Origin of the sequence: Actinoplanes sp. CA-142083, assembly GCF_050942195.1 — a bacterium.
In the GTDB taxonomy this organism is placed as follows: domain Bacteria; phylum Actinomycetota; class Actinomycetes; order Mycobacteriales; family Micromonosporaceae; genus Actinoplanes.
In genome coordinates this window covers 8,452,861-8,469,948 of record NZ_CP192076.1, presented here as the reverse complement: position 1 = coordinate 8,469,948, position 17,088 = coordinate 8,452,861, and the positions used below count along the sequence as shown (strand labels likewise).

Below are 17,088 nucleotides of genomic sequence, written 5' to 3'. Positions count from 1 at the left end.
GCATGGATGACAGTTCGGACGCGGCCTACCTGGCCTATTTCAGCGGACGGCTGACGGCGCTCCGGCGCATGGCATACCTGCTCTGCGGCGACGGCGACCAGGCTGACGACCTGGTCCAGGAGACCGTCACCAAGGTGTACGCACGCTGGGCGCGGATCTCCCGCGTGGACAACCTCGACGCGTACGTGCACACGGTCCTAGTCCGGACGTTCCTGGACGAGCGCAGGCGCGGCTGGTGGCGGGTCAGCCTGCTCGCCTCGGCGCCCGACCATCCCGCCCCCGCGCATCCACCGGTCGAGGAACGCACCGTGGTACGAGCCGCGCTCGCCCGGATCCCGCCCCGGCAGCAGGCCGTCCTCATCCTGCGCTTCCTCTGTGACCTCCCGGTGGCTGAGGTGGCCGAGGTCCTCGGCTGCTCCCCGGGGACCGTCAAGAGCCAGACCGCACACGGGCTCAGCAAACTGCGCCGGAGCCTCGGCGGATCCGTCAACACTCTCGGCGACGCCAGGGAGGCATCCCGATGAACGACGATGAGTACGGCGTACGCGTGCTGCGGTCCCTGGACGTCGCGCCGCCGCCGGCGAGTCGCGTCGACCTGGTCCGGGCCATGGGTTCGGGGCGGCAGCGAGCGCGGCGGAGGCGCACGGTCTCGATCGGCGCCGCGGCTGCCGTGCTGGTCGCGTCCGCCGGCACCGGCGCGGCGCTGGCGTTGACCGCACCGGCCGCGAAGCCCAAGCCGGAGCTGCCGCCCGAGCCGGCCGTGCCGTTGGCCTGCACGGTCGGGACGCTGCCGATGGGCAGCGCGAAGTCGGCCGAGGTGCGCGGAGGGGACCCGAGCGGCGCCTGGCTCGTCGGCACCACCGAGCCCAACTACGGCGGCCGGAGCTTCGTGCTCGTGTGGCGGGACGGGAAGCTGATCGCCAGTGTGCCGCCCGGGCCCGGCCAGAAGCCGTTCATGTCCGACATCAACGCCTCCGGCGTCGCGGTGGGCGCCAATGACAGCTCCACCGTCCCGTACGTCTACCGGGACGGAAAGGTGAATCGCCTCCGCGGAACGGGAGACGCGGTTGCGATCAACAACGCCGGCGTGATCGCCGGTACCCGCATCGAGAACGCGCGTGAGGTGCCCCAACGCTGGTCGTCCCCGGACGCCGAGCCGGAGCCGATGGCGCTGCCGGCCGGGGCTGCCGAGGCCAAGGCGACCGACATCGACGAGGACGGAACGATCACCGTCGTGGCCGACGAAATGCGGGAGAACCAGCAGGCGTACCTCTGGTATGCCGACGGGACGGTCCGCCTCATCACCCCGCCGCCCGGCGACAATGGCGCGAAGACCTGGTTCTGGCCGGGAAAATTCCGCTCCGGCTGGATTTACGGCTCCGTGAGCCAGCAGGTAGCCGGATCGGAAGGCCCCAACGGCGGCCAGCGGACGACTGCCTCCTACCGCTACGACCCTCGAACCGGGACGTTCGAGAAGCTTCCCGGCGAACTTCGCAGCCCACTGACCTTCCACATCGGCAGGAAGCTGTACGCCTTCCCGGCACCGCAGGGATCCGCGGAGGACTACTTCGTCATCACGTTCGTCAGCGACGACGCGCGGGTTGCCGCCGGAGGCTCGACCAGCAACCGAGCCAACCCCGACTACCAGGGGCGCCCGCTCATCTGGCGCTGCCGGAGCTGACGTCACCCTGACCGTTGCCGAGCCCGTGGTGCGCAGAGCCTCACGTCGCAACAGCAGGCCCGTCGAGGTAACCGACGTCCGGGGAGCCAGGAGCGACCTGAATGCGGTACCCCCAGCGTCGCAGCACCTGGGCGATCTTCGCTGCGCCGGCCGGATTGGCGGAATGGACGATGATGACGCCGATGTCGAACGGGCGCTCCTCGAAGGCGGCCCGTTCCAGCACCTCCACCACCGGCCAGATCGTGTCGTCGTGGCCCAGGTCGTGGTCGAGCCACAGTTCGTCCAGGTGTTGATCCCGGTATCGGTTGAGCAGTTCGACGCCGGCGGGGCTCGTCCGGGCTACCTGGGCGTGGCGACCGTCCAGGAATGACCTGAGGTCGTCGATCAGCACGACGTGGGTTGCGCTTCGGTCCACCCGATCATCGTGCCCGGGAGCACCCGATCCGGCATCGGATTTGCCGCTGAGCACAGGGCCGCCTAGGACAGCGCTGCCGCAAGGTCGGTAGCGGCCTCATACGCGGCAGCAGCCCGGGTGGCTTCGTCGGCGCTCAACGCGACACGGTTGACGCGGGCCAGCATCTCAGCCGCCGTGGCCGGATCGTTCAGGACCATCGCCACCTCAGCGCGGTAGACGAGCACCTCCACCAACGCGACGGGGTCGTCATCCGCCTCGGGACGGGCCAGCGCACTGTCAAGAATCCGAGCCGCCTGCGCGGCGTCCCCTCGGGAGTCGGACTGCACGACGGCGTTCGCCATCGCCTTGCTCAGCCGCCCAGCCGGCGCCGGCGCGGGGGAGGGCGGGGCGTTCTGGAAGACGCGGATCCAGTTGCCGCCAGGATCGATGAGGCTGAAGCCGCTCAGCCCATCGACATTCTTCCGCGCCCGCGGCCGGGTCATCCGGGGCGTCCCGGAGACCAGCACCTTGCCGTACGCGGCGCGCATGCCGGCCGCGAAAGCCCGGTACAGCTGCCCCGTGTCCGAGGTCAGCACGAGACACGAACCGTACGACTGCGCCGGATCGAACCCCGCGATCTCGAAGAACTGCAGTTGCAGATCTTCACGTTGCAACCCCACGCACGGGTTGGGCTTGCGCTGCTTGTAAGTGGTGTGGAAACCGAGCACCTCGTAAAAGGCGACGATGTCGTCGATAGACGCACAGGGCAGCAGGGGAACGGTCACCTCGTTGGTCACCCGTACTTCGTAGCCGTCGTGAATGGGCGCACGCACATGGAAATGGCTGATCGTCAGCCGCCGCCGACTGAACGGCCGATACGGCGCAAGCTGCTTGACCCCGGCGGGAACGCCGATACCGTGCCAGCATGATCGCGATTTCTGCCGAGGAGCTCGACGCGCTGCGAAGCCGCATCGTCGCCACTCGATGGCCCCGGGCGGCTTGGATCGGCCCGACCGGCGACGAGTGGGCGGCCGGCACCCCGGACGCGGAACTGCGCCGGCTGGCCGGCTACTGGGCCGACGGCTATGACTGGCGACGGTACGAGAACGAGATCAACGCTCTGCCCTGGAGCCAAGCCGACATTGCCGGCAATGGGCTCAACTATCTCCGCTTCGACGCCGATCGGGCCGGCGCACTACCCCTGGTTCTCACGAACGGCTGGCCCAGCAGCTTCTTCGAACTGGTCGCTCTGGCGCGGCGCCTGCAGCCCGACTTCACCGTCATCGTGCCGTGCCTGCCGGGCTTCCCGCTCGGGCCGCGCCCATCCGCCGCGCCCACCCATGAGCTGTGGCACCGGCTCATGCACGACGAACTCGGGTTCTCCCGGTACGGCGCGCACGGCGGCGACCTCGGCGCGGGCATCACGTCATTGCTCGGCCAGGCGTACCCCGGTGTCGTCGCCGGTATCCATCTCATGTCGATCGCGGAGCCGCTCGAGTACGACACGGCGACCCTGACCGGCGAGGAACGCGACTACTTGGCCGACGTGAAACGGTGGTACGCCGGCGAAGGGGCCTACGAACACCAGCAGATGACGCGGCCGGCGACCCTGAGCTACGGGCTGTCGGACTCGCCGGTCGGGCTGCTCGCCTGGCTCCTCGAGAAGTACCACGCCTGGGACGGCGCCTTCAGCGACGACGAGATCCTCACCCAGGCCTCGCTCTACTGGCACACCGGCACCATCGCGACATCGTTCCGGCCTTACTTCGAGTTCGGCCAGGGCAGGACCGAGCGGGTCCGCCGGGTCGAGACGCCGACCGCGATCGCGGTCTTCCCCAACGATCTGTCGCGGCCGCCGCACAGTTGGGCTCAGCGAACCTACAACGTCGTCCGATACACCCGGATGCCGCGCGGCGGCCATTTCGCACCCCATCAGGAGACCGAACTGCTCGCGGCCGACATAACGGCCTTCTTCGAGTCCCTGCGGTAAAGGCTCGGCCGCTGGGAGGATGTCGCCTTGTCGCCGGCGACAGATAGCGTTTCGCCGACGACGTGAAAGGGATGGCGATGGACCCTCGTGAAGGCCTTGGACTGCTGAGGGGCGTTGCCGGCGCCGCTGGACGGAGGGTTGCCGACAGCGCGAGCGTCGCGAGGCAGCTTGCCGGCGATGCCCAGGGGAGAGTGAAGCAGTCCGCCGAGCACGTGAAGGCGAAGGTCGTAGACGTGCGGTCGTCCCGCAATCGAAACGACTCCGCTGACTTGTCCGCGCTCAGCGTCGAAGCGAAGCTGCTCTATTGCCGGGTGTTGGTGAGCTTGGCGCTGGTCGACGGTGTTCTCGATCCTCGCGAGATCGCGAATCTTTACCTGTTCGCATCGACGATCGGTCTCGACGTCGAGTCGCGATCGGAGTTGCGCGGTGAAATCACCGAGGCGCAACGCGATGCGGGGGTTCCCGACGTCACGGTGAAGCTGTCCCGGGAATTGCTCGACCTGCTCGCGGAAGATCAGCGCGAGCCGGTGTTCACCGTGCTGGTGCGCGATCTGGTGCGAATTTCGCGTGCTGACCGGCATGCTGCGGACGTCGAGCGTGAGCGAATCGTTCTGGTTGCGGGACTCGTGTTCCCCGAGTCGGCCGACAAGGTCGTGCAGGCAACCGAACGGCTTGTGATCACCGAGGAGGACTTCGCTTCCGGCCGGATCACGACCGGCCAGCTGGAGAGCGCCACCAAGGACATCGCTGCCAAGGCGGCTGCGTTCGGTGCGCCGGTCGCCGCGGTCAGTCTTGCCGGCAGCGTCTCCGGTCTCGGTGGGGCAGGTATCACCTCGGGTCTGGCGGCCCTGGGGTTCGGCGGCCTGCTGGGCCTGAGCGCGATGGTCACCGGGATCGGCACGGTGGTGATTCTCGGGGTGGCGGTCCATCAGGGCACGCGTTACGTGCTGGCCACCAACGAGCGTGAACGGGAGAAGCGACGCGAGCATCTGATTCAGCAAGTCATCAAGCATCACCAGCGGGCGATGGCCGAGCTCACCGACGACATAGCGGGGCTCGCTCACCGGATGGAGGTCTGCCTCAGCCAGACCACGAGGAACGAAGAGCGGCTCGCCGCGCTCCGGGCCGAGTTGGACGCCTTTCAGCTTGCCCTGGTGAATCTGCAGACGAGTCAGGAGGCCTTCGAACGCCGGGAGCCGCTCCGTGCCGGGTGACCAGCTTTCGGCTGCCGCCGCAGTGGTGGCTTACCAGGCCGTCGCGCTGACCGAACTACGGAGCCTGTTCGACCAGGTGGAATTCGATCTCACCGACGTCCTTGAACGCGAACTACGCGTCAGCGACACCCTGGACTCGGTCGAATCCGAGTTGGACGTGGTGCGCGCCCGTCTCCGATCGATGGGCGTCTTCGTGCCGGCCCAAGATTCCCCGTCGAGCTCAGCGACCACCACCAGCGTCGAGACACCGATTAACCCCCGTTACGCCGTGCCCATCGTCCCGGCCGATGACGACTTCGGTCAGCTCGTCAGGCTCGCCGAAGCCCGGTTGGACCTGCTCGGAATCGATCTGACCCGGGACCCGCTCCTGCAAGTTCTTCCCTCCGGCCAGATTGCTCGCAGCCTGCGCGGCTACGCCGAGGAACACGGCGACATCAGCTGGGACGAGACCGACTGGACCGTCGTCCTGGTCGCTGGAGCCGTCGCCACTCTCCTCGACGTCATCCTCGTCCGCATCCCCCAGGACTCCACGTTCCGGGGCAGGAAATACGCGGGATCGCCTCTCACCAAGTGGCTCCAGGACCGTGACCGCGCCCAGAACATCCACGACCACTTCTTCAAGAGGTTCGAGAAGCTGGCCAAAGTGCCCTATGACGCCCCCACCACGAAGGCCACCGGGGGACTGGTCGGCGGCATGCGGCCGGCAACCCATCGGCTCCAGAGCCTCGGCCACGATCCGGCCCTGGGTTTCCTCGTCGGCGTGGCGGACCTCATGCACGGCACCGGCACCTACATCGACAAGGCGGGGCAACTGGTCCAGGTCGCCACCGACGCCAGCCCGATCGACCTGATCAACGCTCTCATCACGCATGTCCGCCATCTGCTCTCGGACGTCTACACTCCCGCCGGCCTGCAGCCCCCTTTGTTCAGCCTGCTTCAGCTCGGCCAGGTCAATTCCCCGTTCGCATTGGGCCCGTCCGGCGTCAAAGTGCCCTGGACCGACGTCGCCCGCTACATGTATACGAACGGCTACGACCTACGCCACTTTTTCACCATGGGCATCACTCCGGGCGTCGTGTCCACGATCATCCGCGGGTACTGGCTTCTCAATAGCTATGCCACCGGCGGCAGCGCGGCGCAACGTAAGCGGGAACACGCCAAACTCACCTCAATGCTGCTGCTCGGACACACCATCGCGACCTCGGGCACGCTTCTCAAGACCGGACTGCTGTTCGGCATGAACCCGGCCGCCCTCAACTACAACCAGATTCTCGCCATGGCGCCCGCCACCATCGCATGGTTCCGAGAAGCCGTTGCCCGCGACCATCGAATCAATCAGGCCCTCGACAGAGAATGGGAATTTCTCCTCAGTGCTCACGGGCAGAGATAAGAAAGGGCTGCTGGGGATCGTCGTTGTGCACGATGAAGTCGGCGCGATCGGCCGGGCGGTCCCTGGCGAAGTAGAGCTCTTGCGAGGGGATGTAGCGCTCACGCCAGCGCCGTTCGACGTCGGACCGGGACGACACCTGGCGCTCTCGGATCACCGCCCGATCCACGGTCTTCTCGAGCGCGATCGACACGAAAATACGCAGGTCCCACCGATCGAACAGTTCCGGGCGCATGAGGAAGACGCCGTCGAAGACCAGTACGGCGTCGGCGGAGGCGGTTGTGATCGGCGGGGACAGCACAGTGTCCGCTGTGTGGTCGTAGGCCGCGTGCTGGAAGCGTCGATCGCCGGCCGGGCCGAGCGGATCGAGCAGCACCCGGTTCAGCGCGTCGTAGTCGTGGGTGTCGAAGTAGCAGCCTTCGGCCGAGTACTCGCCGCGCGGATACCGCTGCGCCCGGGGGAAGAGGAAGTCGTCGATCGTCGCGCGGATGACGTCGCGGCCCTGTGTGCGTAAGACGACGGCCAGCTCGTCGGCGAGGGTGGTCTTGCCGGCAGCGGGCGGTCCGTCGATCGCAACCCGCGTCGGGTGTGCGACCGTGACGGCCCCGACCGCCTCAGCCAGGCGACCGAGCATTTCGTCGCGACCCATGTCATGCCTCGTCGTAGTACTGAACGAGGCAGAACTCGTGATCCTCCGGATCCGCCATCACGACGACCACGCCCGCGTCGTATTCGTGGCGCTCGCCGGTGGCCCGGCCGCCCAGGGCGATGACTTCCGCAATGCCCTCGTCGATGTCGTCGACGGTGACGTCGAGGTGGATGCGCACCTTGCCGGCTGCGGGCTCGGACACGGGCTGGAACACCAGCCGGGGCTGAGGGTCGTTCCGTTCGCCCAGATAGACCCAGCCCTCCTCGGACGGGCCGGGTGCTCGGCCCAGCAGCGTGCTCCAGAATCGCGCGACCCGCCCGGGGTCGAGGCAGTCGATCGTCACGCCCGACCACACGTTCGCCATGCGCCCGATCCTGGCACATCGCGCGCGTCCTGATCTGCCGCGGCTTGATCGCGCTTTCTTGGTGTGCCAAGCTGGATCTGCAATTTGCAGCGCCGGGCTTAAACGGCGCGCCACATTCCTATTTGCATGGTGGCAATCAGCTACGTCGCCATTCGCCACTGTGCTTTATCGCAATTATTCATTCACGTGCGTGGGCTTCGTCATAGGCGCGCTCATGCCGCACACTCTTAATAAAAATGGGAGTCGGTACCCGCCCAGGCCGACTTGACGACGTGCCCTGGCCGAGGCTGCCCGGGTGCCGCGAAGAAGGGGCCGGACGAGCGGCGACGAGAACACGTGGACGCGCTGGAGCGACGTAGGGCAGGCATTCGGCGTCGTCAACTCCGTCGTTGCCGCTCTTGCCGTGGCGGCGCTCATCATCACCTCGGTGGCACATGCCCGCAGCCAGCGCGATCAGCAGACGGAAATCTCGGTGCGACAACTTCACGTCACCCTGACGCGCATGGCGATCGACAATCCCCATCTGGCCGAGGTCTGGCCGCGGACCACATCGGAAGACTCGGTGACCCAGTCGCAGCACATGTACGCCGAAGAAGCAAGGCCTGGCTGCGGTCGCGGACGAAATCTGGCGAGAGTACGAGGCTGTGCTCGCCTGTTCCGGCGAGGGCGAATCGACGCGGAGTTCGCCTAGTTCTCCAGATCTTTCACGGCCGCCAGGAAAGTCTCTCGTGTGATCACGACGATTCTTTCGTAGGGCGCGACTCCAGCGTCCACCGGAAGCTGTCCCGTGAGCTCGGCTGTCCGGTCGGTCCCGACGATCGCGAAGTTTCCGTCCTGCAACTCGAAAATGTCCGGACATGTGCAGTTCGTCGCGCTTCCGCGGGCCGATGGCGGCAAGCCGACCCGTCGGCTGATCGACGCTGCGGGCAGGGCACCAGTCACGGGATGTAGTTCTACCTCATTGAGGTTGCCGCAGCGCTCAGGCCCGCAAGATGTATCCGGACGTGTCGTGGAGCGGACTGGACGGTACGATGATCGGGCGTGACGCGAGCTGAGGAGGTGAGACCCATGAACGCTGTGTTGCTGTGGGTGCTCCCCCTTCCGTCACGGTTGGGCGATTGACGTAAGCGTCGCCGGGAGCGCCAAGACACTCCCGGAAAGGCACTACCTGTGTTTGACGTGATCATTGCCGGCTGCGGGCCGGCGGGGGCGATGCTGGCCGCTGAGTTGCGGCTGCACGATGTGCGGGTCCTCGTTCTGGAGCGGGAAACCGAGCCGGTGTCGTCCGTGCGCATCGTCGGGCTGCATATTCGCAGTCTCGAAGTGATGGCGATGCGCGGGCTCCTGGAAAACCTGTTCGAGCGCGGGAGGAAGCGTCCGGCGGGCGCCTACTTCGCGGGCATCGACAAACCGGCGCCCGAAGGCCTGGATTCCGCGTACGCCTATCTGCTGGGCATTCCGCAGCCGGTCATCGTGCGGCTGCTCGAAGAGCATGCGATCGGCCTGGGGGCGGAGGTCCGGCGCGGTTGTGCGGTGGCCGGATTCGAGCAGGACTACGACGGGGTGACTGTCGAGCTCGCGGACGGGGAACGGCTGCGGTCGCGCTATCTCGTCGGCTGTGATGGCGCGCGGAGCACGGTGCGGAAACTGCTCGGCGTCGGCTTTCCGGGCGAGCCCTCGCGGAACGACACGCTGATGGGCGAGATGGAAGCGGGTGTGCCGCCGGAGGAGATCGCCGCCCGGGTGGCCGAGATCCGCGAGACCGAGAAGCGATTCGTCTTCGGGCCCGCGGGCGCGGAAACCTACCGCGTCGTGGTCCCCGCGGCGGGAATCAGCGCGGAACCGCCCGCCCTCGAGGATTTCCGGCAAGAGCTGCACGCCGTCGTGGGAACCGATTTCGGCGTGCATTCCCCGCGCTGGCTGTCGCGTTTCGGGGACGCCACCCGGCTGGCCGAGCGCTATCGGGTCGGGCGGGTGCTGCTGGCCGGCGACGCGGCGCACATCCATCCGCCCACCGGGGGACAGGGCCTCAATCTGGGCGTTCAGGACGCTTTCAATCTCGGCTGGAAACTGGCCGCGCAGATCCGCGGCTGGGCCCCGGACACATTGCTGGACACCTATCAGGCCGAACGTCATCCGGTCGCCGCGGAGGTATTGGAGAACACGCGGGCCCAGATGGAGTTGTCGTCCACCGAGCCGGGCCCGCAGGCCGTGCGCAAGCTGCTCACCGAGCTGATGGACTTCGACGTGGTGAACCGCTATCTGCTCGAGAAGACAACGGCGATCGGCATCAGGTACGACTTGGGCGAAGGCCCCGATCTGCTCGGCCGCCGCCTGCCCGACATCGCCGTGAAGCAGGGCAGTCTCTACGGCCTATTGCATCGCGGCCGCGGCCTGCTGCTGGACCGCACCGAGAAGCTGACCGTGGGCGGCTGGTCGAATCGCGTCGACTACCTAGCGGATCCCACCGCGGCATTGGCTGTTCCGGGCGTCCTGCTCCGCCCCGACGGGCACGTCGCGTGGATCGGCGACGATCAGCGAGACCTGGACGATCACCTGGGCCGCTGGTTCGGCGAAAGCCGCTGGTTCGGGGAAAGCGTCAGCGACTGAAAGCGCCGCCCTCCGCCTAGCTCGAGTGGGTGAAAATCGACGACTTCGAAGCCCGCTTCCGTGGCGAACTCCAGCAGGCGCGCGTCGGTGCGCCATGAGAAGAAGCGCGGCGGCACGTGCTCGTCGCCGTCGAGCGGGCCTTCGAAGTTCGTTTCGCCGCCGTAGACGCCGATGAAGAACAGCCCACCGGGGCGCAGCAATTCGCGGACCGCGGCCAGCACCGATGACAGGTCGCGGTTGGGGACGTGCAGGAGGCAGTTCAGCGCGTAGACCGCGTCGAATGAGGCCGCCGGGAAATTCAAATGCAAGAAGTCCATCTCGTACGCGTCAATGCCCTTGGTCTTGCAGTGGGCGACCATCTCCGGTGACAGGTCGGCGGCCATCACGGTGAGCCCGGAAGCCTGGAAGAAAGCGCTGTCCTGACCGGTGCCGGCGCCGATCTCCAGTAACCGGGCGCCGGGCGTCAGCCGATCGCGGAAGGCCTGGCGCTCGGCGAGCTTCCACTCTTCCTTGACGTGCTGGTCGCGCCAGGCGGCGCGGCCGTCGTAGGCGGAGCGCAGGGGCTCGAGCACGTCGTCGTATCGGGTCTCAGGCGGGATCACGCGCACAGGATAGGAGGGCTCCGACCCTGCGTGCTGCCCCGTGTGGCCTGGCCTTATCCTTCGTTGCCGATCGAGGACCGGGGAGGTTCCGTTGTACCCACAGCAGCCGCCGCAGCAGCCGTACTCCCAGCAGCCCGGTGGGGCCATCGCGCTCACGCTCAAATACCACTGGATGGCCTTCATGCTCGGGCTCTTCAAGCCCGTGGTGGAGCTCAACGGCCACCCGGCCGCGAACGCGTGGGGCCGTCAGGTCATCCCGGTTCCGGCCGGGCAGTACCACCTGCACGTCCACGTGCCGTACTTCCTGCCGCCGCGGCTCGGCGCGGCCGATCTGCCGGTCAACGTCTACCCGGGGCAGACGGTCGAGCTCGAGTACAAGGCGCCGCTGGCCGTCTTCTTCAAGGGCGCGCTGGGCATGCCGCCGCAGAAGTATCCGGGCGCGGTCCTGCAGATCATCCTGCTGGTCTTCGTCCTGATCATCATCCTGTGCGTCTGCGGCGGCGTTCTCCTGAGCGGCAACTCAGGGTCGTGAGCGCAGCCGCCGCAGCATCCGGGCGTCGCCGAAACCGACCGCCCGGGCTGCGGCGTCGACCGTCGAGCCGTGCCCGATCAGGTACTCGGCCCGCTCGACGCGCAGCAGCTGCTGGTAGCGCAGCGGGGTGCGGCCGGTGGTGGCGGCGAACAGCCTGGTCAGGGTGCGTTCGCTGACCCCGGCGGCGGTGGCCAGGTCGGTCAGCGGCAGGGTCGAGGCGAAGTCGGCGTCGATCCTGTCCTGCACCCGGTGCACGACATCGGACAGGTGGGCGCGATGCCGCAGCATCGCGCTCGCCTGCGGCTCGTCGCCGTTGCGCCGGGCGTAGACCACCATCTCGCGGGCCACGCGCGCGGCCGCGGCCGGTCCATGCCGTTGCGCGACCAGATGCAGGGCCAGATCGATGCCGCTGGCGATCCCGGCCGAGGTGACTACCCGGTCATCACCGACATACAACACATCTCGTACGACTGTCGCGCGCGGGTAATCGCGGGCGAGCGCGTCCTGTAGGTCGTGGTGGGTGGTGCAGCGCCGGCCGTCGAGAAGCCCGGCCCGGCCGAGCGCGTCGGCGCCGGCGCAGACGCTGGCCACGGTGCCGCCGGCGGCGTGATGATCCGCGAGCATCCCGAGCGTCGACGGTCCGAAGGCGCCGAAGCCGTCGCGCCAGCCCGGCACCAGCACGAGGTCGTCCGGCGTCAGCGCGGGCCACGTGAGTGACGCGTGCAGCGTGACGCCCTGCCAGGTGGGCACCGGCGATGTCTCGGCCACGTAGAACAGCTCGTAGCCGTCGGCCGTGCTGAACACCTGCGCCGGCCCCGCCAGGTCGAGCAGGTGCACCTGCGGCGTCAGCACGAACACCACGCGGCTCACGATCCGGTCACACCCCCAGGTAATCGTCCGTACTGCGGACCGCGGCGAATCGGCCGGCCAGCGCGTACTCGGTGCGGCTCACCACGTCCGCCGCGGAAAGCGTACGCGGGTCGGCCAGCAACTCCTCGACCGTCTGATCGGCCGGGACATCCCAGTGCGGGATCGGGAACGTGCCGGTCGCGTCGGTGACGAAAGTGACCTCGTACCCGAAATCGGATGCCACCCGCGCCGTAGTCTCCACGCACTGCTCGGTACGCAGCCCGCAGACCGTCACGGAATGGACGCCGGCGGACATCAGGATCTGCCCGAGATTCGTCGTCGTGAAGGCGTTGTGCGAGGTCTTGGTCACGAGCGGCTCCTCCTTGCCGGGCTCCAGCTCGCCGACCACCCGCACATGCCCATTGGCCGGGTCGAATTCCCCGCCGGTGCCCGGCTCCGAATGCAGCACCCACACCACCATCTCGCCGTTCGCCCGCGCCGCCTCCACGAGCCGCCGGACGTTGGCGATGAGCCGCGGATTGTCCAGCGTCTCCCACAGCGGCCGAGCCCGGAACGATTCCTGCACGTCGATCACGATCAGAGCATTGGTCATACCCCGATTCTTCGCGTCCGACGATGCCGTCCGAAAGGCATCTTCGTGACGGCGGGCGGAACGATCCGGTCACGTCGAGGTCGCGCACCTTACGGGTTCGATCCGGGATCTTCCGGATTAACCGGCCAGCCACCATCGACCAGGATCGAAGACCATGAAGTCACTGCTCACCGTTCTGCTCGCCGCTACCCTGCCCGTCCCGGCGCCGGCCGCGCACACGCTCGACTGGCACGTGTGCGGCAAGGCCCTCGACGCCCAGTGCGCGACCCTGAAGGTCCCCATCGACTGGTCCCGGCCCGGCGGCGTGACCCTCGACCTGGAGGTGGCCCGCCGTCCCGCCCGCGACCAGGACCACAAGGTCGGCACGCTGGTCTTCGGCCCCGGCGGGCCGTGGGACCCCGGCGTCTACCGGGTGGCGGACGGCTCCAGCCGGTTCAGCGATACCCAGCTAGACCGCTTCGACATCGTCAGCTTCGACCCGCGCGGCTCCAACACCAGCCGCCCGCTCGTCACCTGCGACCGCGCCGCCGCCGGACCCGCGCCCGGCCCGGTGCTGACCAGCCAGGCCGACTTCGAGGAGACCTTCGACTACAACCGCCGGCTGTGGAAGACCTGCGCGGAGCTGACCGGCGACCTGTGGAACCACGCGAGCATGCTCGACAACGTCCGCGACGTCGAGGCGCTGCGGATCGCGCTCGGCGTGCCCACGATCAGCTTCCACGGCAGTTCGTACGGCACGCTGCTCGGCGAGCAGTACGCCGAGCGCTACCCGGGCCGGGTGCGGGCGATGGTGCTGGAGAGCGTCGACGACCACAGCGTCCCCACCACGAGCGCGTTCCTCACCAGCCAGGCGGCGGCCTTCGAGGACGCGTTCGACGACTTCGCGGACTGGTGCGACGCCACCGAGTCCTGCTCGCTGAACCCGCGCGGCGGCGCCCGCACGGTCTGGCATCGGCTCATCGCCACCCGCGACCACTTCGACCTGGACGCGGTGCTGCTGGTCCGGCTCCGGGACGCCGCGTACGCGGATCTTGCCAACGACCTCGCCGCGGTCGACGGTGGCGGGCCCTTGCGGCACGTCACCGACCTCGGCGTGGTGATCCCGACCTTCTGCTCCGACTGGTCGCTCCCGGTCCGCGACTACGACGAGTACGCGGCCTTCCTGCGCCGGAGCGCGGCCGTCGCGCCGGACACCGGTTATCCGGCGCAGGTGTTCGCGCTGACCATGTGCCTCGGCTGGCCGAACGTCGCCAACCCGCAGCACGTCCTCGACGTCCGGACGAGGACGCCGATCCTGCTGGTCAACTCGCGGCACGACCCGGCCACCGGGCTGAACTGGGCCCGCGCGGTCGAACGGCAGCTGGGACGGCACGGGGTGCTTGTCACTTATCAGGGCGCCGGCCATGGCGCGTACGGGAAAAGCAAATGCATCCAGCGCAAGGCGGACGACTACCTGGTGTCGCGCCGGGTCCCCGTCGTGACGACGTGCCCTATCGCCTGATGTCGCCGCCGGTGAGCGCCGCCAGCTCGGCCCGGTCGGGCAGGCCCTCGCAGTCGCCCGGCACGGTGACCGCGAATGCGCCGGCCGCGATCGCCGTCCGCAGGCACTGCTCGGCGCCCGCGCCGGCCAGCCGGTCGGCGAGATAGCCGCCCACGAACGCGTCCCCCGCGCCGACCGGATCGACCACGGTCACCGGCAGCGCGGGGACCTCGTGCCGCTCCCCGTTGATCAGCGCGACGCAGCCGCGGCCGCCGTCCTTGACGATCACCTCGGTCGGTCCGAGCTTGGCTAGGCCGGCGAGGTGGTCGTCGCCGTCGACGAACAGGGCCGCCTCGTCGGGGCCGGCGAACACGATGTCGGCCATCGACACCAGGTCACGCAGGACCGGCGCGGCGTCGAAACGCGACCACAGCTTGCTGCGGTAGTTCACGTCGACGGAGACCGGGATGCCCGCGGCCAGCGCGGTCTCGACCGAGTGGAAGACGGCGGCCCGGCACGTCTCGCTCAGCGCCGGGGTGATGCCGGTGACGTGCAGGATGCCGGCCTCGCGCAGCTCCGGCAGCGGAATGTCGGCCGGGCTCAGCCGCGAGCCGGCGCTGCCCGCGCGGTGGTAGTCGACGTGCATGAACTCGCCGGACCGCTTGTATCGCACCATCAGGCCGGTGAACGACTCGTCCTCGATCGCGATCGCGCGCACACCCGCGTCGGCCAGGCGGCGCGAGATCAGGGCGCCGGTCGTGTCCGGACCGACCCGGCCCAGCCAGGTGGCCTTGCCGCCGAGTCGCGCCACCGCGATCGCCACGTTGCTCTCGGCGCCGCCGATGCCGAAGGAGAAGCTTTTCGCGTACGCGAAATGACCGATGCCGTCGGCGGCGACCGCACCCATGGTCTCGCCGAAGGTGAAGAGGCCCCCGGTCATGATCTTGCAAACGCCACGGCGCTCACGGCGTGGCGGGCGCGGGCGGCGAGGGCCTTCATGTTGCCGCCGGAAGCCGCGTCGCCGATCAGCGGACCGCCGACGCCGACCGCTTTCGCCCCCGCGAGCAGCCAGTCGGCGATGTCCTCGATCTTGATGCCGCCGGTGGGCATCACGCTGATCTGCGGCAGCGGGCCGCGCACGTCGCGCAGGAACCTGGGGCCGAGGCCGGCCGCGGGGAACAGCTTCACGATCGGCGCGCCCGCCCGATATGCGGCATACATCTCGGTAGGCGTCGATGTGCCGGGGAAGAACGGGACCGGCGAATTCGCCACCAGGTCGACATTGAGCACCGGGGACACGAGGAACGCGGCGCCGGCGTCGACGGCCGCCTTCGCGTCGTCCTCGGTGAGCACGGTGCCGGCGCCGATCGCCACCGAACCCGGGAGCTGGCGGCGCAGCCCGGCGATGGCGTCGATCGCGCCGTGCGAGGTCAGCGTGATCTCGAGCGCGGTTACCCCCGCCCCGACCAGCACATCGGCGACGGCGGCGAACCCGTCCGCGGTCGGCGCGCGCAGGATCGCCACGATCCCGCTGCGGATGACAGCTGCGGTTACATCCTCATCGGTCACGACTTAGATCCTGCCCGATATCGGCAAGATCATCCAAGGGCGGTCTGCGGAGTGAGAATCGGGCCCGGCCGTTCGGCGGCGGTTCGGTCACGATGCCGAGCTCCTCACGGACCGCGGCCTCGAACTGCTGCATCACCAGCGGGACCTGGGTGAGCAACTCACGGAAGTGGGTCTGCGGCTGCACCCCGGGCACGGCGGCCGGGTTCATCTCACCGTGGAGTTTCTGCAGCAGCACGTGTACGGCGAGGGCCGCGCTCCGCACCGGACCCGAGGCGAGCAGGCGCACCCGCATGAGGGCCGGCCCGATCTCGTCCACGTAGGCCAGGGCCGAGGTGGGCTTCTCGCCGGCGTCGTAGGCCGCGCGCAGGCGGTAGGTGTCGCGCTCGAAGACCGCGAGCAGCCCGACGTACGCGTCCTTACGCTCGTCGTACCATCGACGGGTCCTCTTCCGGCGGCTGCGCAGGTAGTCCTCGCGAGCCGTCACGAACTGCGCCGTGGCCGCCCCACCCAGGGCAAACACCACGGCGATGAGGGGCAGCCCCCACCACGGGATCTGAGACACGCGATAACGGTAGCGACTACCGGCGAGGCGGAGTCACGGTAGCAGGGGTCGCATGAACGTCCGCTCGTACCGCAATACACAACCTGATTGGTCCCGAATACGGTCCGCAGCGATGAACTCGGGGTCCTGCCCGAACAGCTCGCGGTACCGCTCGTAGGCCGCGAGGCTCTCGAAGCTGAAGAGGGCTTCGGCCTTGTCGCTGGCGCCTTCGGCGGGCAGGAAGTAGCCGTGGTGGACGCCGCCGTGCTTGGCCACGAGACGCATCCATTCCCGGGCGAACTCCTCGAAGGACGCGATCTGGGCCGGATCGATCGTGTAGTGCACAACACAGGTGATCACCCGACCGACCCTACGGCGGGCCGCACGTTCGCGGCCCGCCGTACGGCTGGACGTCGGTCAGGACTTGAAGGCGTCCTTGACCTTCTCGCCGGCCTGCTTGAGGTTGGAGCTGGTCTGGTCGGCCTTGCCCTCGGCTTCGAGCCGCTCGTCGTCGGTGGCCTTGCCGACGCCTTCCTTGACCTTGCCGCCTACCTCTTCGGCCTTGTTGTCGACCTTGTCATCGAAAGCCATGCGAGCCTCCACATCATCGTGC

21 protein-coding genes are annotated in these 17,088 nt (G+C 68.4%); 9 read left to right on the top strand and 12 right to left on the bottom strand.

Annotation, left to right across the window (positions count from 1 at the left end; translation table 11 throughout):
• The first annotated feature begins 2 nt into the window (after positions 1 to 2).
• Positions 3 to 524: a SigE family RNA polymerase sigma factor gene (locus tag ACQPZX_RS38775; protein ID WP_433366979.1), complete on the top strand. Its 522-nt coding sequence runs from the start codon at positions 3 to 5 to the stop codon at positions 522 to 524.
• Entirely contained in the window at positions 521 to 1,681 is a 1,161-nt protein-coding gene (locus ACQPZX_RS38770; protein WP_433366976.1) for a hypothetical protein, read from the top strand. Before ACQPZX_RS38775 ends, ACQPZX_RS38770 begins: the two co-directional genes overlap by 4 nt.
• A gap of 40 nt (positions 1,682 to 1,721) precedes the next feature.
• Here ACQPZX_RS38770 and ACQPZX_RS38765 read toward each other — a convergent pair whose 3' ends face one another.
• Together ACQPZX_RS38765 and ACQPZX_RS38760 are read right to left on the bottom strand one after the other, a co-directional pair.
• Positions 1,722 to 2,096 carry a cyclic-phosphate processing receiver domain-containing protein gene (locus ACQPZX_RS38765; protein ID WP_433366973.1) on the bottom strand — a complete coding sequence of 125 codons (375 nt, stop codon included), beginning with the start codon at positions 2,094 to 2,096 and terminating at the stop codon, positions 1,722 to 1,724.
• 62 nt (positions 2,097 to 2,158) lie between these two features.
• Positions 2,159 to 2,872 carry a VOC family protein gene (locus ACQPZX_RS38760; RefSeq protein WP_433366970.1) on the bottom strand — a complete coding sequence of 238 codons (714 nt, stop codon included), beginning with the start codon at positions 2,870 to 2,872 and terminating at the stop codon, positions 2,159 to 2,161.
• A 128-nt stretch (positions 2,873 to 3,000) separates the two neighbouring features.
• Between ACQPZX_RS38760 and ACQPZX_RS38755 the strand changes: the two genes are divergently transcribed.
• The 3 genes from ACQPZX_RS38755 to ACQPZX_RS38745 all read left to right on the top strand — a co-directional run bounded on the left by ACQPZX_RS38755 (position 3,001) and on the right by ACQPZX_RS38745 (position 6,669).
• Entirely contained in the window at positions 3,001 to 4,065 is a 1,065-nt protein-coding gene (locus tag ACQPZX_RS38755) for an epoxide hydrolase family protein (protein WP_433366967.1), read from the top strand.
• A gap of 71 nt (positions 4,066 to 4,136) precedes the next feature.
• Positions 4,137 to 5,279, top strand: coding sequence for a TerB family tellurite resistance protein (locus ACQPZX_RS38750; protein WP_433366964.1), 1,143 nt, complete (start codon positions 4,137 to 4,139; stop codon positions 5,277 to 5,279).
• Positions 5,269 to 6,669, top strand: coding sequence for a hypothetical protein (locus tag ACQPZX_RS38745; protein ID WP_433366961.1), 1,401 nt, complete (start codon positions 5,269 to 5,271; stop codon positions 6,667 to 6,669). Before ACQPZX_RS38750 ends, ACQPZX_RS38745 begins: the two co-directional genes overlap by 11 nt.
• On the opposite strand, the gene ACQPZX_RS38740 is transcribed toward ACQPZX_RS38745, so the two are convergent.
• Positions 6,647 to 7,315: a cytidylate kinase family protein gene (locus ACQPZX_RS38740; RefSeq protein ID WP_433366959.1), complete on the bottom strand. Its 669-nt coding sequence runs from the start codon at positions 7,313 to 7,315 to the stop codon at positions 6,647 to 6,649. The two genes, ACQPZX_RS38745 and ACQPZX_RS38740, sit on opposite strands and share 23 nt — an antisense overlap.
• Before the next feature lies 1 nt (position 7,316).
• Complete coding sequence (locus ACQPZX_RS38735) at positions 7,317 to 7,679, bottom strand: VOC family protein (RefSeq protein WP_433366956.1); 363 nt, start codon at positions 7,677 to 7,679, stop codon at positions 7,317 to 7,319.
• Between the two features lie 295 nt (positions 7,680 to 7,974).
• Between ACQPZX_RS38735 and ACQPZX_RS38730 the strand changes: the two genes are divergently transcribed.
• On the top strand, positions 7,975 to 8,370 hold the full coding sequence (locus tag ACQPZX_RS38730) for a DUF6082 family protein (RefSeq protein WP_433366953.1): 396 nt from the start codon (positions 7,975 to 7,977) through the stop codon (positions 8,368 to 8,370).
• A gap of 479 nt (positions 8,371 to 8,849) precedes the next feature.
• Complete coding sequence (locus ACQPZX_RS38725) at positions 8,850 to 10,289, top strand: FAD-dependent monooxygenase (RefSeq protein ID WP_433366950.1); 1,440 nt, start codon at positions 8,850 to 8,852, stop codon at positions 10,287 to 10,289.
• Here the strand turns inward: ACQPZX_RS38725 and ACQPZX_RS38720 are convergent.
• Complete coding sequence (locus ACQPZX_RS38720) at positions 10,232 to 10,891, bottom strand: methyltransferase domain-containing protein (RefSeq protein ID WP_433385701.1); 660 nt, start codon at positions 10,889 to 10,891, stop codon at positions 10,232 to 10,234. The two genes, ACQPZX_RS38725 and ACQPZX_RS38720, sit on opposite strands and share 58 nt — an antisense overlap.
• Positions 10,892 to 10,982: 91 nt before the next feature.
• Here ACQPZX_RS38720 and ACQPZX_RS38715 point away from each other — a divergent pair, with 91 nt between their 5' ends.
• Positions 10,983 to 11,423, top strand: a complete 441-nt coding sequence (locus ACQPZX_RS38715) for a hypothetical protein (protein ID WP_433366947.1) — start codon at positions 10,983 to 10,985, stop codon at positions 11,421 to 11,423.
• Here the strand turns inward: ACQPZX_RS38715 and ACQPZX_RS38710 are convergent.
• On the bottom strand, positions 11,412 to 12,293 hold the full coding sequence (locus ACQPZX_RS38710; protein ID WP_433366944.1) for a GlxA family transcriptional regulator: 882 nt from the start codon (positions 12,291 to 12,293) through the stop codon (positions 11,412 to 11,414). The two genes, ACQPZX_RS38715 and ACQPZX_RS38710, sit on opposite strands and share 12 nt — an antisense overlap.
• A 7-nt stretch (positions 12,294 to 12,300) precedes the next feature.
• Complete coding sequence (locus ACQPZX_RS38705) at positions 12,301 to 12,885, bottom strand: isochorismatase family protein (RefSeq protein ID WP_433366941.1); 585 nt, start codon at positions 12,883 to 12,885, stop codon at positions 12,301 to 12,303.
• A gap of 154 nt (positions 12,886 to 13,039) precedes the next feature.
• Here ACQPZX_RS38705 and ACQPZX_RS38700 point away from each other — a divergent pair, with 154 nt between their 5' ends.
• Positions 13,040 to 14,386, top strand: a complete 1,347-nt coding sequence (locus ACQPZX_RS38700) for an alpha/beta hydrolase (RefSeq protein WP_433366938.1) — start codon at positions 13,040 to 13,042, stop codon at positions 14,384 to 14,386.
• On the opposite strand, the gene ACQPZX_RS38695 is transcribed toward ACQPZX_RS38700, so the two are convergent.
• The 5 genes from ACQPZX_RS38695 to ACQPZX_RS38675 are packed head-to-tail and all read right to left on the bottom strand — an operon-like array spanning position 14,376 to position 17,066.
• On the bottom strand, positions 14,376 to 15,305 hold the full coding sequence (locus tag ACQPZX_RS38695; RefSeq protein WP_433366935.1) for a sugar kinase: 930 nt from the start codon (positions 15,303 to 15,305) through the stop codon (positions 14,376 to 14,378). The genes ACQPZX_RS38700 and ACQPZX_RS38695 overlap by 11 nt on opposite strands.
• Positions 15,302 to 15,934, bottom strand: a complete 633-nt coding sequence (locus ACQPZX_RS38690) for a bifunctional 4-hydroxy-2-oxoglutarate aldolase/2-dehydro-3-deoxy-phosphogluconate aldolase (RefSeq protein ID WP_433366932.1) — start codon at positions 15,932 to 15,934, stop codon at positions 15,302 to 15,304. Before ACQPZX_RS38690 ends, ACQPZX_RS38695 begins: the two co-directional genes overlap by 4 nt.
• On the bottom strand, positions 15,924 to 16,496 hold the full coding sequence (locus tag ACQPZX_RS38685; RefSeq protein WP_433366929.1) for a hypothetical protein: 573 nt from the start codon (positions 16,494 to 16,496) through the stop codon (positions 15,924 to 15,926). The genes ACQPZX_RS38690 and ACQPZX_RS38685 overlap by 11 nt, the downstream gene beginning before the upstream one ends.
• Before the next feature lie 33 nt (positions 16,497 to 16,529).
• Positions 16,530 to 16,835 (bottom strand): NIPSNAP family protein, encoded by a 306-nt coding sequence (locus ACQPZX_RS38680; RefSeq protein WP_433366926.1) that lies wholly within the window; start codon positions 16,833 to 16,835, stop codon positions 16,530 to 16,532.
• A 57-nt stretch (positions 16,836 to 16,892) separates the two neighbouring features.
• Positions 16,893 to 17,066 (bottom strand): CsbD family protein, encoded by a 174-nt coding sequence (locus ACQPZX_RS38675; RefSeq protein ID WP_433366923.1) that lies wholly within the window; start codon positions 17,064 to 17,066, stop codon positions 16,893 to 16,895.
• Positions 17,067 to 17,088 lie beyond the last annotated feature (22 nt).